This is a genomic window from Acinetobacter sp. 797_lipA, from assembly GCF_058243025.1.
The window spans coordinates 3375487-3391883 of the sequence record NZ_JBZAYQ010000001.1 but is presented as its reverse complement, the minus strand read 5'-3'; the positions used below and the strand labels follow the sequence as shown (position 1 = coordinate 3391883).

The 16397-nt window shown below is 41.7% G+C and carries 9 protein-coding genes and 5 pseudogenes; 6 read left to right on the top strand and 8 right to left on the bottom strand.

What is annotated here, in order from left to right; all coding sequences use genetic code 11:
• The first annotated feature begins 78 nt into the window (after window positions 1–78).
• The 4 genes from eat (at window position 79) to AC4CU2_RS16670 (ending at window position 7428) form a co-directional block, all read left to right on the top strand.
• The gene (gene eat / locus AC4CU2_RS16685; protein ID WP_168926857.1) at window positions 79–1500 is read left to right on the top strand and encodes an ethanolamine permease; all 1422 of its coding nucleotides are present in this window, start codon (window positions 79–81) and stop codon (window positions 1498–1500) included.
• A 436-nt stretch (window positions 1501–1936) separates the two neighbouring features.
• Window positions 1937–4801 carry a phosphoenolpyruvate--protein phosphotransferase gene (ptsP, locus tag AC4CU2_RS16680; RefSeq protein ID WP_096911428.1) on the top strand — a complete coding sequence of 955 codons (2865 nt, stop codon included), beginning with the start codon at window positions 1937–1939 and terminating at the stop codon, window positions 4799–4801.
• Between the two features lie 7 nt (window positions 4802–4808).
• On the top strand, window positions 4809–5741 hold the full coding sequence (gene pfkB, locus AC4CU2_RS16675) for a 1-phosphofructokinase (RefSeq protein WP_096911426.1): 933 nt from the start codon (window positions 4809–4811) through the stop codon (window positions 5739–5741).
• A gap of 4 nt (window positions 5742–5745) precedes the next feature.
• A complete protein-coding gene (locus tag AC4CU2_RS16670; RefSeq protein ID WP_096911427.1) occupies window positions 5746–7428 on the top strand; it encodes a fructose-specific PTS transporter subunit EIIC in 1683 nt (560 codons plus the stop codon).
• Between the two features lie 29 nt (window positions 7429–7457).
• Here AC4CU2_RS16670 and AC4CU2_RS16665 read toward each other — a convergent pair.
• Window positions 7458–7692 (bottom strand): annotated as a pseudogene (locus AC4CU2_RS16665) (hypothetical protein); the annotation flags it as partial.
• Between the two features lie 246 nt (window positions 7693–7938).
• Between AC4CU2_RS16665 and AC4CU2_RS16660 the strand changes: the two are divergent.
• A complete protein-coding gene (locus tag AC4CU2_RS16660; protein WP_096911308.1) occupies window positions 7939–11286 on the top strand; it encodes a DEAD/DEAH box helicase in 3348 nt (1115 codons plus the stop codon).
• Between the two features lie 17 nt (window positions 11287–11303).
• Here AC4CU2_RS16660 and AC4CU2_RS16655 read toward each other — a convergent pair whose 3' ends face one another.
• Window positions 11304–12593 (bottom strand): type II toxin-antitoxin system HipA family toxin, encoded by a 1290-nt coding sequence (locus tag AC4CU2_RS16655; protein WP_096911307.1) that lies wholly within the window; start codon window positions 12591–12593, stop codon window positions 11304–11306.
• Window positions 12590–12898 carry a helix-turn-helix transcriptional regulator gene (locus AC4CU2_RS16650; protein WP_005401656.1) on the bottom strand — a complete coding sequence of 103 codons (309 nt, stop codon included), beginning with the start codon at window positions 12896–12898 and terminating at the stop codon, window positions 12590–12592. Before AC4CU2_RS16650 ends, AC4CU2_RS16655 begins: the two co-directional genes overlap by 4 nt.
• A gap of 381 nt (window positions 12899–13279) precedes the next feature.
• Here AC4CU2_RS16650 and AC4CU2_RS16645 point away from each other — a divergent pair.
• Window positions 13280–13540, top strand: a pseudogene (locus AC4CU2_RS16645) (hypothetical protein); the annotation flags it as partial.
• Between the two features lie 135 nt (window positions 13541–13675).
• Here the strand turns inward: AC4CU2_RS16645 and AC4CU2_RS16640 are convergent.
• From AC4CU2_RS16640 to AC4CU2_RS16620, 5 genes and pseudogenes are all read right to left on the bottom strand, one after another.
• Window positions 13676–13872, bottom strand: a pseudogene (locus AC4CU2_RS16640) (IS3 family transposase); the annotation flags it as partial.
• 68 nt (window positions 13873–13940) lie between these two features.
• Complete coding sequence (locus AC4CU2_RS16635; protein WP_005401660.1) at window positions 13941–15200, bottom strand: type II toxin-antitoxin system HipA family toxin; 1260 nt, start codon at window positions 15198–15200, stop codon at window positions 13941–13943.
• Window positions 15201–15204: 4 nt separating this feature from the next.
• On the bottom strand, window positions 15205–15507 hold the full coding sequence (locus tag AC4CU2_RS16630) for a helix-turn-helix transcriptional regulator (protein WP_004681114.1): 303 nt from the start codon (window positions 15505–15507) through the stop codon (window positions 15205–15207).
• Window positions 15508–15697: 190 nt separating this feature from the next.
• A pseudogene (locus tag AC4CU2_RS16625) lies at window positions 15698–15841 on the bottom strand (transposase domain-containing protein); the annotation flags it as partial.
• A gap of 108 nt (window positions 15842–15949) precedes the next feature.
• Window positions 15950–16313, bottom strand: a pseudogene (locus AC4CU2_RS16620) (MbcA/ParS/Xre antitoxin family protein).
• Between the last annotated feature and the right edge of the window lie 84 nt (window positions 16314–16397).

Sequence of the window (16397 nt, the reverse complement as noted above, 5' to 3'; positions counted from 1 at the left end):
TGATTTATTGTCAAGTTTAAAGCCGATATTTCACCGATATTAAAGTGGTCGAATTTGGTAAAAAGGTGATCGAGCATCATGAAAAATGAAATGACAATGACGGAGAGTGTCGCGGATAACACCGAATATTTTGCCCAGCGCCAACTGAAAAAGGGTGCCGTCGGTTGGTTGCTGTTGGTGGGGTTAGGGGTGTCTTATGTGATTTCGGGTGACTTCGCAGGTTGGAATTTTGGTATTGCGCAAGGTGGTTGGGGCGGATTATTTGTTGCTACGATTGTAGTGGCATTTATGTATCTATGCATGAGCTTGTCGATGTCAGAAATGTCGACCATGCTGCCAACAGCAGGCGGGGGCTATAGTTTTGCGCGAGTGGCGTTTGGGCAATTTGGTGGTTATCTTACAGGGACTGCAATTCTGATTGAATATGCAGTCGCACCTGCCGCAATTGCTGTTTTTATTGGCAATTATTGTGAAGCTTTATTTGGCATAGGTGGCTGGCCGATTTATCTGTTTTGCTATGTGTTTTTCATGGCAATTCATTTAAAAGGTGCAGGTGAGGCTCTGAAAATAATGTTTGGCATTACCGCAATTGCTTGTGTGGCGCTGTTGGTGTTTATAATGGCAATGGTTCCACACTTTAATGCTGCCAATTTATTTAATATTGCAGTAATGTCAAATACTGCGGGGGCGAGTTCATTTTTGCCTCTCGGTTACATGGGCATTTGGGCTGCTGTCCCGTTTGCAATCTGGTTTTTCCTTGCAGTTGAAGGCGTGCCTTTGGCTGCTGAAGAAGCCAAAGATCCAGTCAAATCTTTACCACGTGGTTTAATTGGTTCAATGTTGATTCTGGCTGCATTTGCCCTGCTGATTTTGTTTTTAAGTGCTGGTGCGATGGGTGCAGAGCAAGTGAAAAACTCAGGAGCACCATTGGTTGATGCATTAATTGCAGTCTATGGACAGCATTCATGGATTGCCAGTTTTGTGAATTTTGTGGGATTAGCAGGTTTAGTAGCAAGCTTCTTCTCGATTATTTATGCTTATTCGCGTCAAGTGTTTGCCCTATCGCGTGCGGGTTATTTACCGAAAATATTATCGCTCACCAATAATAAACAAGCGCCGAAATGGGCGATTGTGATTCCTGGGGTAATTGGCTTTGTATTGTCATTAACGGGTGAAGGAGATTTGCTGATTTTGATTGCGGTGTTTGGTGCCACCATTTCTTATGTGTTGATGATGATGTCGCATATTAAATTGCGTTTTTCCCGTCCAGATTTAGCACGACCATATAAAACACCCGGCGGCATCGTTACTTCAAGTATAGCATTGGTTTTGGCCTGTGCTGCAGTGGTGGCTGGTTTAATGGTTAATCCAAAAGTATGGTGTTTGGCAGCGCTAATTTATGGTTTATTCATTCTGTATTATCTGCTGTATAGCAGACATCATCTGGTGGAAGGCACGCCTGAACAAGAGTTTGCATCTATTGAAATCAGAGATGAATAGTTGAGTGAAATTTACCTAATTTTTAAGAATATCAATCCCATTTTTAATGGGCTTGATATTCTTAAATGCTCATTAAATTATTTAGTGGTGTTTTAAAAAGTATGCTGACTGAACCGTACCGGGTTTGTCGGAGCCCAAACTTTCTGAGATGAGACGCATTGCTTCTCAAGACGTAGCGAAGCGTAGTGATCCGATGAAAAAAGTAAAATATACCCCCTGAAATCAGATAGAGCGGTTCAATTAGAACTAAACCCAACTATCGCAACACTGAGCTCTGGAGAATCTCGTCGTTTCTTAATTGCGTCGTAATGATGATTATCAAGATAAAATCAAAATATACAGATTTTTGTGTAAATCCTGAGTAGAATTCGACTTTTATTTTTTCTCCAGTAAAAAAGGCATGGCTTCTCACTATGCTGCTTTGCAAGGACGTTTTATGCTCGCGCTAGATATACAACATGTTCGAATGAAACAACACGCCACTGATAAGGCACAAGCGTTGCAATGTCTAGTCGATATCTTAGTCGAAGACCAATTGGTTACCCCTGATTATATTTATGGCTTGACCGCGCGCGAACAACAAAGTGCAACATATTTAGGGCAAGGAATTGCCATTCCGCATGGGACGCCTCAGTCTCGCCAATGTATTTTAAAAACTGGTATTCGTCTGGCGCACTTTCCTGAAGGAGTTGTTTGGGACGGTGAAAATAAAATTTATTTAGCAGTAGTGATTGCTGCGAAATCAGATGAGCATTTGCAAGTCTTACAAATTTTGACGCGGGCTTTAATTAATGATGTCGCTGATCAAGTGAAACAGGCTCAATCCGCAGAGCAAATTATTGCATTATTACAAGCCCAACCCGCATCTTTGGCATTGCATGAAAATTTAATCGCCACCCAAGTTCCCGCACTTGATGTAGAAGATTTAATTTGGCAGGCAACACAGCTGCTGAAAAAGCAAAAAATGGTGGAGTGTGGTTTTCTGTCGGGTTTAAACCTAAACAGCATGATTCATTTAGGGGAGGGGGTCTGGTCGATCACTTCTAACCAGCATGTTTTGAGCCCAGCTGTAAGTTTGGTAAAAGCGGAACAGGTTTTAAGCCATCAGCAGGAAATGCTCAAGACTTTGGTGTGTATTGCCAGTAATGAGCAACTGGATATGCAACGGTTTCAACGGTTAATGGATATTTTGTTTGATACTGAACAAGTTCTTACCCTCAACCAAGAGCAAGATAGTCACCAGTTGGCGCAGTTAATTGGTGCTGAACTGATTCCTGATTGGCCATCTCGTCGTATTGTCTTAGCTAATGCTCATGGTCTACATGCGCGTCCTGCGACATACTTGGTCAATATGACCAAGAAATTTGCAGGGGATATTCTCATTGCTGTAGATGATGGGGCATACGTTTCGGCAAAAAGTTTAACCAAATTATTAGCCATGGGATGCCGTCGTGGTCAAACTCTGACTTTTATTGCACAACCTGATACCGATGCTGTAGCAGGCTTAGAACAGATTATTGATGCAGTTCAACAGGGCTTAGGAGAAGATGTTGAACCTGTTGATCTTGTATCTCATCAGCACAGCAGTAGTGACCCAGTCGTAAATACTTTGGAATTAATGCCTTTTGAATCACATGGCGATACGGGTAGCTGCGGTATTGCGGCATCAACTGGCCTTGCTTTTGGTCCTGCTCATGTGGTGAAGCCACGTGAATTTAGTTATGAACGTCGCGGACAGAGTTTTAAAGCTGAGAATGAAAAGCTTGAAATTGCGCTTCATCAGGTGAAAAATAGCTTACGTCAATTCATTGCACATACTGAATCTACTGCCATTAAGCAGATATTCATGGCACATTTGGAAATGCTGGATGATCCAGACCTCCTCCAAAGTGTACAACGCGGTTTAAAGCAAGGGTTGTCTGCTGCTGCAGCTTGGCATGATCATATTGAAGTGTCTGCTACCGCACAGGCTGCACTTAGCGATCGTTTACTGGCAGAGCGTGCGGCTGATTTAAGGGATATTGGTGAGCGTGTTTTGGCTGCTTTGTGTGGTGTGGCCGATGTCACAGAACCCGAGCAACCTTATATCTTAATTATGCATGATGTTGGTCCGAGTGATGTAGCGCGTCTGAATAAAGATCGTGTTGCAGGCATTTTGACCGCGGTTGGTGGAGCGAGTGCCCATAGTGCTATTGTGGCACGTGCTCTGGCTATTCCAGCAGTCGTAGGTGCGGGTGTAGCTGTTTTAAATATTGAGAACCATGCCACAGTGCTAATTAATGGGGATAGTGGTGAGTATGTGGTCTCACCCGAGCAAAATCAGATTGATCATGCCATTGCAGAGCGCCAATGCCAGCGTGAGTTGCGAGAACAAGCGGAACAGCATTGTTTAGAACCTGCCATCACACTGGATCAACATCAAGTTGAAATCGCAGCCAATATTGGCAAAGTGGGCGCTACGATACAGGCTGTGGCCGATGGGGCAGAAGCAATTGGTTTGCTACGCACAGAATTGGTCTTTATGTCACACAGCAGTGCGCCTGATGAGGCTACACAGGAAGCCGATTATCGGGTGGTGTTAGATGCTTTGGCGGGTCGTCCATTAGTGGTACGTACACTTGATGTGGGCGGGGACAAACCTTTGCCGTATTTGCCTATTGAAAAGGAAGAAAATCCATTCTTGGGCTTACGTGGTATTCGTCTGACTTTACGTAAGCCAGAGTTGTTACGTCAGCAATTGGTTGCTTTACTTAAAGCAGCGGATAATCGCCCATTAAGAATTATGTTTCCTATGATTGGGCGGGTTGAAGAATGGCGAGCAGCAAAAGCAATTTTGGATGAGGTTCGCATACAGCATCCATGTGAAAACTTACAAGTCGGTATTATGATTGAGGTTCCTGCGGCAGCATTGTTGGCTCCAATTCTTGCTCAAGAAGTTGATTTTTTTAGTATTGGAACCAATGACTTGACTCAATATACTCTGGCGATTGACCGTGGTCATCCACTGTTGTCTGCCGAAGCTGATGGCTTACATCCGAGTATTTTGTTATTGATTGATCAAACTGTTCGGGCAGCACATCAGCATGGTAAATGGGTGGGCATTTGTGGTGAATTGGCTGCTGATCCAAAAGCTGTGCCTGTATTGATGGGCTTGGGTGTGGATGAGTTGAGTATGTCGAGTACCAGTATTCCATTGGTGAAGGCGCAAATTCGTGGTTTGAACTATATAAATTGCCAACAGGTCGCACAGCAAGCCTTAAGTTGTGACAGTGCGACTGCCGTACGTGCATTGGTGGAGTAATTACCGAATGGCTAAGATATTAAGCATTACTCTGAATCCTGCAATTGACCTCACCGTGCAATTGGATCAACTAAAAGTTGGCGAGGTAAATCGTCAGTTAACGGCCCAAAGCCATGCAGCAGGTAAAGGCTTAAACGTGGCTCAGGTCCTTAAGGATTTGGGTCATGAACTGATTGTGAGTGGCTTTTTGGGGCAAGAAAACCGTCAAATTTTTGACCATCATATCCAGCAAGAGCAATTTGATAACCAATTTATTTTTGTTGCAGGTGAAACACGACAAAACATTAAAGTTGCAGAAGCTTCTGGTCAGATGACTGACATCAATGGCAAGGGCTTTTTTGTAGATACCTCAGCAAAACAACAACTATGTGAACGTCTATCTCAACTGATTTTAGAGGTTGATGTGATTGTGATTGCTGGCAGTTTGCCACAAGGTTTTTCTGCAGAAGAGCTTTCGACACTGATTCTATGGTTACAGTCTGCGGGTAAAAAAGTCGCAGTAGATACCAGTGGTGTTGCCTTGAAAGCAGCAATTGCTGCCCATCCTTGGTTGATTAAGCCTAATACAGATGAGTTGACAGAAACCTACCATTTGCCAGCAGAAACGTTTGCAGAACAGCAGCATCTTTTTGCCAGTTTAAATAGTCAGATCGAACATATTGTGGTCTCGATGGGTGAAAACGGGGTGAACTGGCTTCACCGCACGCAAACCCTGCATGCTACTGCACCGAAGGTCACCGTCCAAAGTACGGTGGGTGCGGGAGATTCCTTGCTGGCAGGTATGATTCATGGCTTGTTGAGTTCAACTTCCCCAGAAGAAACATTGAAAACAGCAACCGCAATTGCGAGCAATGCTGTGACCCAAATTGGGTTTGCCCTTCCAGACTTTGCTGTTATTGAAGATTTGAAATCGCAAATCTCAGTTCAATCATTGAGTTAATACGATGCAAGAGATTAAACATATTTTATTTGTGCCACATAGTCCCGAGCAGCCGATTAATGCAGTGATTTTGGCCAAAAAACTGTCTAAAGCAGCAACAGCACTTGGTATTTCCAATCATGTGGCGACATCAGTCGAGCATCTCGATTTATCAAATGTTATTGATACTGTTGTTTTTGTTGGACAGAAGTCGGCAGATGCGGATCAACTGCGTGACAAGGTTGTGAAAGTCATTGGTTTGAATAACGCACAACACGATGCGATCATGCTTTTGCAACAAGTTCTTGAGCATTCAGATGCTTTAGATGAAACTATTGCAGCCAATGTAGGGGTTACACGGTTTGTCGCCATTACAGCATGTCCAACTGGCGTTGCGCATACGTTTATGGCGGCCGAAGCCTTACAACAAGGTGCAGTAAAGCACGGTTATCAGATTGATGTTGAAACCCAAGGATCGGTTGGGGCTAAAAATATTTTATCGGCAGAAAGTATTGCCAAAGCAGATGTGGTGATCTTAGCAACGGATATTGAGGTCAATACAGATCGCTTTGTAGGCAAACGTGTATATCGCTGCAGTACAGGATTTGCCCTTAAGCAAACGGATAAGACTTTTGCAAATGCAATTGCTGAGGCTAAAGTGCTTGAAACGGGTAAGCAAACAGCCACTAAGACAGAAAATGAAAACAAAGAAAAAACTGGAATTTATAAACACCTTTTAACAGGGGTGTCTTTCATGCTGCCGATGGTGGTGGCGGGCGGTTTGATTATTGCCATCTCGTTTATGTTTGGCCTCAATCCTGTTGAAGGAAGCTTTGCCGCATCCTTAAAGCAAATAGGTGCTGCAGCATTTACTCTTATGGTACCTATGCTGGCAGGTTATATTGCTTATTCTATTGCGGATCGTCCGGGTTTAACTCCAGGTTTGATTGGCGGTTTACTTGCAACACAATTAGAGGCAGGCTTTCTCGGTGGATTAGTTGCAGGTTTTATTGCAGGTTATATTGCGTTATTTTTATCGAAACAGCTTAAACTCCCAAGTAGCCTAGAAGCATTAAAACCAATTTTGATTATTCCACTATTGGCCAGTTTAGCTGTTGGTTTAATCATGATTTATGTGGTTGGACAGCCTGTTGCACAATTGTTTGAATTACTCACACACTTCCTTGCCAATATGGGGACGACCAATGCCATGATCATGGGGGTTATCCTTGGGAGTATGATGTGTATTGATGTTGGGGGACCAATAAATAAAGCGGCTTATGCCTTTACGGTGGGCTTACTTACGTCACAAACATACGGACCGATGGCGATTACCATGGCTGCGGGTATGGTACCACCGTTGGGTATGGCAATTGCAACTTTTCTGGCAAAGCATAAATTTGCCAAACCTGAGCAAGATGCAGGGAAGGCTGCTGTAGTTCTGGGCCTATGTTTCATTTCGGAAGGGGCTATTCCGTTTGCTGCTAAAGACCCGATTCGAGTGCTTCCATGCGCGATCGCAGGTGGTGCTGTAACTGGGGCTTTGGTTGCATTATTTAAATGTGAACTAGTCACTCCTCATGGCGGTGTAATGGTACTGATCATTCCGAATGCGATGAATTATCCATTAAAATATTTATTGGCGATTGCGATTGGAAGTGTGGTGACTGGTGTAGCTTATGCCGTGATAAAACAACGGTTAGAATAAGCCCTTCATAGGAGCTTTGTGAAAGCTATTTAGTGCAATAAATGAATATTATGCTCAATCCTATTTTGGATCAGTTGGAGTCTCTGCTTGAATTTGTCCAGGTAATAGGTCATGAGCGATATTGCTGAATCGGATTGCAACCTTACAAATCGAGCCAATAATTTCATCGACTTCTTGGACGCAAAGTTCCGCTTCCTGAGTACCAAGTTTCACAAGAGCTTGTCGAGGAATATCCAATGCCTCACCCATGATATCCATTTGATGTGCAGGAAAGTTCTAAACCTTTACTGATCGCTTCTGCACTGTATTCAAAGGCGATTAATGGCCGACCTGTGATTGCGGTTGAGGAGACCAATGTACCCCAAAGCCAATATTCACCCCATCCATTGTAGTAAACATTAAGTTTTTGAGCATGGATTTATTTCCTTTTAATACATTGGCGAGCAATACTGTTCTGAAATGACAGCTTTGTCCGTTATAATTGTATAAACATTTTGGTGTCTGGTAATTATGTCCTCATTGATCAATTTTCTATCTCGCTTTAGTACTGCAACTCTTCAGCGCAGTCTGAGCTATGCTAAACACATTGATAGGGAAACAATTGAGTTCTTTGAGGAAAATGAAGATGTCACGATGTATGCTCAAATTGAAGGGACAGATTATTACGATACCGCGATTACCTATAATCTTAAAAAAGACCGTTTAATTGATGACGACTGCACTTGTCCGGTTGGATATAACTGTAAACATGCTGCTGCTTTAGCGCGGTTATTCTTTCAGGAATATCGCCAGGAATTTCAGCAGCGTTATGCTGACTCTCAATCCCCGCAGGGAATCGCAAAACGCCTACGGGGGGATGATCAGGCACAGCGCTGGTTGAATGATTTTAAACGGTATTTACAACAGACTGAACCAGAGCAATCTGTCAAAACAAACAATTATTTAATTTACCTGCTAGATCAGTCTGTCAGCTTAAAGAAATTGACAGTTGATGTTCAGAAGGCCAGACGCAATAAAAACGGCTCAATTGCGGGGGAAAGTTATTATACCCAATATGAAAATATCACCAGAAAGCATCTGACTTTACCTGAACAAAAACGACAATTATTTAACCAGATTTATTATTATGCCAAAATAAACAGTGACGAACGATTTTATCAAAGCAATCTTGATATCTCCGGAATTTTATTGGAGCATTTCAAATCTTTTATTCAAAGTGGCGATGTGTACTGGCAAAAAAAGAGCCATACTGCACTTCAATGGTCAGAACAAGGCTATCACATCGAACTGATCTGGCAACAAGGTGTAAACAAACAGACAGAGCATTTAAACATTGAATTGGTCAATGGTGATATTCGACTCGATTTGAAATCAAATCCACATATTCAGATTCTCGCGAGTCATCCACCATGTTATGTGGATATTCAACAGAACACGGTGGGCCAGTTATATGGTGAATATACGGCAAATCTTCTGTACCATTTTTTACAGATGCCTGATCTTCCATCTATGCTCTTGCCAGAGTTTGAGAAACTGACTCATCAATATTCAGACGTGAAAAATCTGCCTCAGCCCGAGTCTATTCAGCATATTGATGTCCTTGAGGGTAGTCCCCAGCCAATTTTACGCTTCGGTGTTTTAGATAAATTTGATTGGAAATGGGAAGAGTCTGTTTGTGCTGAAATTGAATTCTCCTATGCAGGCGGAAGAATAAAAGCAGGTACATCAGGCGACAGTTTTATTGGTGAGCAGCATGACAAAATGGTACGACAGCTTCGGGACTTAGTTCAGGAACAACAGTCAATCCAACGTTTACAGCTATTGGTCGAATCACTGAAGTGGGTGAAAGATCTTAGTTATGACCATCAATTAAAACTGAATAAACAACGTCTTGATTCTATGGTTTTTGCTTTCTATGGAGATTGGATCAAACAGCTGATGCCCATCAATCAAATTGAGTTGATGGGCTGGCAGATAGAGCATCTGAATAACAGCCCCTTTAATCTGCAATATGTTGAAAATTTAAATATTTCTATCACTGAATCTGAAGGTCAGCAGGACTGGTTCAATATCGGGGCGACGGTTCAAGACAGTGCAGGCAATTCTTATAATTTGCTTGATGCGCTCGTAGCTTTGGTGCGAGTAAATCCTGATTTACTTGATCCGCGGACTTTTATTCATCTGCATGACAGTCAAATTTTCACCGTGAAAACTGCAGTTGATCAACCTGATTTGGCTCTATCCGCTAGGGATATTAAGCCGGTATTGTTGCATCTGCAGAGCATTTTACAGCAAGAAGAGCGCAGTATTGATCGCTATGATGCGAGTCAATTATTAGAATTGCAGCATAATCTTGGGATGACATGGCAGGTCAGTGATCGCCTGCAGCAATTTGTACAGAAATTCAAACAAGGCTACCAGCAACAACTGCCGACACCACAAGGTTTTCAGGGGGAGTTGCGTCCATACCAGCAGCAGGGCTTAGGCTGGTTACAGTTTTTAAGGGAAACCCAGCATGGCGGGATTCTGGCAGATGATATGGGCTTGGGGAAAACAGCACAAACTTTAGCCCATTTACTCATGGAAAAGCAGGCTGGATATTTGCAGGACAGTCCCGCCTTAATTGTTGCACCCACATCGCTGATGCATAACTGGTTCAAAGAAGCGGAGAAATTTACCCCTGAGCTCAAGGTATTGCTGCTACAGGGGCCCGACCGCCATCAGAATTTTGAGCAGATTCCGCACTATGATATTGTGTTAACCACCTATCCGCTTCTAGCGAGAGATGAAGAACAATTAAAGCAATATGAATATCATCAACTCATTTTGGATGAGGCGCAGAATATCAAAAATCCGCGTGCCAAAGCTGCACAGGTAGTACGGCAATTAAAAGCGCGACATCGTCTATGTCTAACCGGTACACCTATGGAAAATCATTTGGGTGAGCTGTGGGCACTATTTTATTTCCTGATGCCAGGATTTTTATATTCACAAGAAATTTTTAATAAAAAGTACCGTCATCCGATTGAAAAACGCGGTGATCAGCAGTTAAGGCAAAAGTTGGTCAACCGGATTAAGCCCTTCATTTTACGTCGCTTGAAAACTGACGTAGCCAAAGAGTTGCCAGAAAAAACCACGATTGAAGTCAATATTGATATGAATGACCAGCAATCCAAGTTATATGAGGCTGTTCGTGCCACGATGCAGGCAAGCATTCAGAAAATTGTGGCAGAAAAAGGCTTTAAACGTAGTCAAATTCAAATTTTAGATGCCTTACTGAAGCTACGTCAGGTGTGCTGCCATCCTAGCTTACTAAAGCTGGATTCAGTGAAAATTGGGCAGGCAAACTCTGCCAAACTTGAACAGTTGATGGATATGGTTGTTCCAATGGTGGAAGAGGGACGAAAAATTCTTATTTTCTCTCAGTTTACCTCAATGTTGGAACTGATTGAACAACAGCTCCATCACGCAGAAATTGGCTATGTGAAGCTGACTGGAAAGACCAAAAAGCGAGATGAGGTCATTACAGCATTTCAGTCTGGACAAGTGCCGGTATTTTTAATCAGTCTGAAAGCAGGAGGGGTCGGTCTGAATCTAACTGCCGCAGATACGGTCATTCACTATGATCCATGGTGGAACCCTGCTGCTGAAGATCAAGCTTCAGATCGTGCATGGCGGATTGGACAGGACAAGCCGGTATTTGTCTATAAGCTGATTACCAATAAAAGCATAGAAGAAAAAATTCTTGCCTTACAGCAAAATAAAGCAGAACTGGCACACTCTATTCTAAGTACAGATCATGAAGGCGAAGCGAAACTGACGGAAAATGACGTGATGAACTTGTTTGAGAAATTTTAGTTTGGTTTCAGATTACCCTAATCATCTGTAAGTATCTGAAAGTCTGGATGCAATTTTTTCCAATGTTCTCTTAATTTTTCTTTATGAACAGAAATCATAGGTAAGTCTAGTAATAGCACTGGCCATACTGACCGTGCTTTGTTCATGATCGCGTGAAGTTGTTTTTCAATAACACGCCATGGAACACCGACTTTTTCAGCCCATTGTTCGAAGTGTTTCATCTCAGCTAAATACCAATCTTTATTTTTGGCAAGATTCAATGCGAAATGACGCTCATTTTCAATATATACACTAGTCATCAATATATCGTATGCGGGAGATAATCTTGGTGTTCTTTTGTCCTGATAAATCATACTCCAGTTTTTTAAGTGTGCATCTCCATTGGCGAGCAAAATGTTGACAAGTAAGCGGCTGGCAAATTGCTGAATATCAAGAATTTTGTTATCTGAAAATTGATAAATGATCTTTCCTATCTGCTCATAATTTGTGGTGCTGTATTTCTGCTGTGGATATGCACCGAAGATCTGAGCAAAGTCTTCGATGTGAATAAGCTCTGTAGTATCAGCAGTACTCTGTCTATCAAATCTTTTGATTGCAAAAGCATATTGCTCTTGGGGTAAATTTAATGGTGGAAGGTTTTGTAAGAGTGCCATATCCACCAAGCGAATCTCAGGGACATCTATTCCGACCATTTTGGCAAGGCTCATCATAGAATATTCATTTAGCGGAACAAAAGCATGTCTGGAAGAAGGAGTTTTGACAATCCAGTCCCCGAGTAGAGACGATTCCGTTGCCTGGACTAGTGTAAAACGCCCATCTTTGGCTTTCATGGAAAACTTCATTTGGACGCCGGCCAAGGAAAACTTATTATCTGTTCGAATCTCTTGCTTTAAGATCTGATCTGGATTAGAGATCTGCAGTTTGAATTTTATTTCATCTGGAATTTCTTCTGGATCTAATGGAGTCGCAATGAGTGCACCAGGTAAATCATGACCTAAAGCTGCCAATAACTGAAATTCATTGTCTATATGTACTTTGAGGCTTTGTGCAATCAGTTCGCGTAATGCACCTTCTGGTAGCAAGTTTGATAGCAAGGGATGTAAACGCTGATGTGTAACATAGGTCTTTTCTAAAATCTTATCCACTTGAGGATACAAGGGGGAAGTCAGCAGGCTCAAGGTCGGGCGTTGCTGATCAGAGCGGAAAGAATCTGTAAAAACCAGAATATTTTTTCCGCTCTGAAATCCTGCCAAGTATCCAACGATACCGTGATGTAATGTTAATTTCAGGACGGCAACAGTATTCATGGTTGCTCTCCTCCGAGAAGACCCTTCCATGGGTTAGTCATTAAGTCATCCTGATCTTCAATAGTGACTTTAATTTCATCATTCAATAATTGTCTGATCAAATGAACCTTATCATCAGGGATGAGCATCAGTTGAGCATTTAATCCTGCCGCTATAATTTCTAAGGTCTCTAATCGAGGGTTGCCCTGACTTTCCAGTTTTTGGTACTGCTGTCTTGAAATGCCTGTACGCGATTGCATATCAACTTGCTTTAAGCCCAATTGGGTTCGTCTTTTTTTGATTTGCTGAAGTAAAGACTTATTCATTGTAGATACATTTATTGCTTTTAGATCCTGTAAGAAACATATTAGTTTCTTTTTTTTTGAAAAGCAATTTATGACTTTATCATTTCGATCTGTAAAAGCCCTAGTTACGTAGTGATCTGAAATCACTCTGAAAATACAGTTAAAATACGCGGTTCAATTTACCTTAATCTCCTTACGTAATTGGCAGCCAGATCTGAACTGTTGGCAACTCTCTGGCAAAATTTCCTGACAGCCCTGCATTTAACTGCCTAGCGCAATCTGATAATAAATAATAACAAACCCGCCGTGCAGTTAGCATACAGTAAGTAAAGGAATGGTTGACTGTGATCATAAAAATAGCATATCAAGCCGGAGGGAAACTAGACGGCTAAGTATAGTAACATCAATAGTTTTAATACTTTAGAAACATTAACCGTCGGTTCAGAACACTATCAGATTTTCAACCTGTCTAAATTGCAAGTGCAGTTAGGTGACCTGTCCCGACTACCAAAAACTTTAAAAGTTTTGCTGGAAAATTTACTACGTTTTGAAGATCAGCTCATGGTGAAAACCGAGCATATTCATGCCTTGGCAGGGTGGCTTAACGATCGAACTTCAGAACAGGAAATCCAGTATCGTGCGGCACGGGTCCTGATGCAGGATTGAACCGTACCGGGTTTGTCGGAGACTTTTTTATTTAAGTTAGGCCACCTGACCTAACGGGTTAATCTTATAATCGTACATTGCTTCAAGCTCAAAAGACGATACATAACTCAGCGCATCAAGCACCATATCTGTATTCTTACCACGCCATACACCTTGTATTTCAAGATTTTGCATCAATCGAGCAACTGTACAGCGCGCAATAACATAACTTCTCGTTGCAGTTGTTGCCAGACTTTACGAACGCCATACCGCCCCGAACTTTCTTTCCAAATTCGTTTGATTTGCTCAGCATGATGAAAATCATGTAGATCTCGTTTTGCTCGATGTTCCCTTGCGAAACTATGCTTCTCATCGCAGGAAAGTTGGTCTCCGACAAACCCGGTACGGTTCAAGCTATTTAGTGCAATAAATTGATATTATGCTCAATCCTATTTTGGATCATTTGGATAGTCTCTGCTTGAATTTGTCCAGGTAATAGATCATGAGCGATATTGCTGAATCGGATTGCAACCTTACAAATCGAACTAATAGTTTCATCGACTTCTTGGGCAGAAAGTTCAGCTTCCTGAGTACCAAGTTTTACAAGAGCTTGTCGAGGAATATCCAGTGCCTCACCCATGATATCCATTTGATGATATCCACCTGGCCCTTCACAGAAAGTAACATCATAGGCAGGGGAGAGTTTCCATTGCCCATTTTGGGACATCAGAAATGAAAAGTTTTTGCAATGATCATCTCGATTATTGAAGACTACATTGAAAACAGCTCGCTTGAATGCAATTGCTTTTTCGCGAACATCATTGGTGCAAAAGTGTGCAGCGCGAAGAAAGTTACTGTAGTCTAAACTCCCTGGTGATTTAAAATCAGCTCCGGTGAAGGCCGCTAAACTTTGCATAGGGATACGCATGCCATCGTGGCGGTCAAATCTCTTTGATGCAAATGCGGTTAATCCATTCGGAAGAGTAAAATATTGAGTGTCAGGGGTATCAATATGACAATGACGCAAACATTCTGCATAAACAGCTTCAATTGCACAAACTTCAGGATGCTCTTGCTGAGCGGGAAATTTGATCAGCCAAGCTTCATGTTGATGTGAGCTAACTGTTGAGAATTCGTTGGTGACAGGATCACGATAGATGAGCGCTTTTGGCCTTGCACCTTGTGGAGATCCACCCATAATTAATAAATGCTGTAAAAATTCTGCACCTTCTCCTTTGAGAACTTCCTGAACTTCTTGAGCGAGTTTAATCAGTGGGATATTTTCAGTTAATGCTAACTCAGTTGCTGAAGGTTCAAAGGATAATGCTCCCATCGCATGTGTATTAATATACGTGAGTCTTTCTAATGGCCCAATCCGTGCAGGATTAAATCCATTTTTTTTAAATAAGCGATCCATAAGAAGCATGCCCCAACCATCGGGCAAGGCATCATATATAGGACCTGGCAATCCCATTTGATGTGCAGGAAAGTTCGTTCTTAATGGGTCACCTTTTAACGGAAGTAGGTAAGAGGAAAGTTCTAAACCTTTACTGATCGCTTCTGCACTGTATTCAAAGGCGATTAATGGCCGACCTGTGATTGCGGTTGAGGAGACCAGTGTACCCCAAAGCCAATATTCACCCCATCCATTGTAGTAAACATTAAGTTTTTTGAGCATGGACTTATTTCCTTTTGATACGTTGGCGAGCCGTATTGCTCTCATAGCGGAGAATGTCATTTACACTGTTTAAATGAGGTTTAAAGAGTTCCTCTAATTCTTTTAATCGGCCTAATACCATGGCAACACGTACTAAATTTTCAAATGAAACATTTCTACCAGCTTCCAGATTAGATACTGTATTCACACTAACACCAGCACGTGTAGCGACGTCTGCCTGAGTCATTTCCAGATAAAGTCGTTCTTTGCGAAGCCTTTCACATAATGAAGTAACAACCTCTTCAGGTTTTTTGAATTTTAAATCCATAATACTGGGTCTTATATCTATATATATCTATTAAAACACAAAATAATGGAGTTATTAACTGTGCTCGTTGATCGGTAATGAGGTGCTTTATGGGCTGATTAGATCCTATTAGATTAAAGAAGTCTAATTAGATATTTAAAATCTAAAAGAATCTAATACATAAGCGTCCGCTGAACCCCATAGCTATTTTTTAATTCGGTTCAGGTTTCCAGCGGTGTGTTAGTAATTCTTCTATTTGGGTCACTTTTTGTGTCGGCAACCTTTTCAGCACATCACTTAAATAGGCATACGGATCAAGCCCATTCAGCTTTGCTGACTGTATTATTGACGGAATTAGGTCAGACATATAGATCTTGAAAAGAAGAGGGGATTCTTATACCTCGCATTTGAATTATTGGAGAGGACTATCACTTTCAAATTTTTCTGTAATACTTTGCTTATCTTAAAGTTTAGTCTGAAGGCCTTCCACCAATTGTAAAACAGAGGCCAATCCCTGAGGGTTCTGAATCTGTTCTATTGGAATACCACTCAACAATTTATTAGGTGACATTCATAAAATGTTGCATCCATTTAGCCTCTCCACCTGTTAGAGCATCTAATGATATCGCAATACGAATTAAAATAATTGCGAGTTCTCCCTGACTTGAATCGGGATCTAACTCAAGCGAATTTAAAGTTTCCACTGAATCTAAATTGAGAACGATAGCAAGCTGGTCCTGTGTCAAACTAAGTTGTTTTGCAGCTGATAAAACAGATTTAGCCAATACCTTTTTTTGTTTTGCAATTTTTTCTAATGTTTTACGCATAACTGATCTCTGTTTCAGAGGTTACTGATACATAGAATTTATACTATTTTCTTATTGTTTTTTAGACATCCAATTTTTGCTAAA

Coding starts and splice junctions, on each gene's coding strand:
- eat (WP_168926857.1), top strand. CDS start 79: ATGAAAAATGAAATGACAATGACGGAGAGTGTCGCGGATAACACCGAA.
- ptsP (WP_096911428.1), top strand. CDS start 1,937: ATGCTCGCGCTAGATATACAACATGTTCGAATGAAACAACACGCCACT.
- pfkB (WP_096911426.1), top strand. CDS start 4,809: ATGGCTAAGATATTAAGCATTACTCTGAATCCTGCAATTGACCTCACC.
- AC4CU2_RS16670 (WP_096911427.1), top strand. CDS start 5,746: ATGCAAGAGATTAAACATATTTTATTTGTGCCACATAGTCCCGAGCAG.
- AC4CU2_RS16660 (WP_096911308.1), top strand. CDS start 7,939: ATGTCCTCATTGATCAATTTTCTATCTCGCTTTAGTACTGCAACTCTT.
- AC4CU2_RS16655 (WP_096911307.1), bottom strand. CDS start 12,593: ATGAATACTGTTGCCGTCCTGAAATTAACATTACATCACGGTATCGTT.
- AC4CU2_RS16650 (WP_005401656.1), bottom strand. CDS start 12,898: ATGAATAAGTCTTTACTTCAGCAAATCAAAAAAAGACGAACCCAATTG.
- AC4CU2_RS16635 (WP_005401660.1), bottom strand. CDS start 15,200: ATGCTCAAAAAACTTAATGTTTACTACAATGGATGGGGTGAATATTGG.
- AC4CU2_RS16630 (WP_004681114.1), bottom strand. CDS start 15,507: ATGGATTTAAAATTCAAAAAACCTGAAGAGGTTGTTACTTCATTATGT.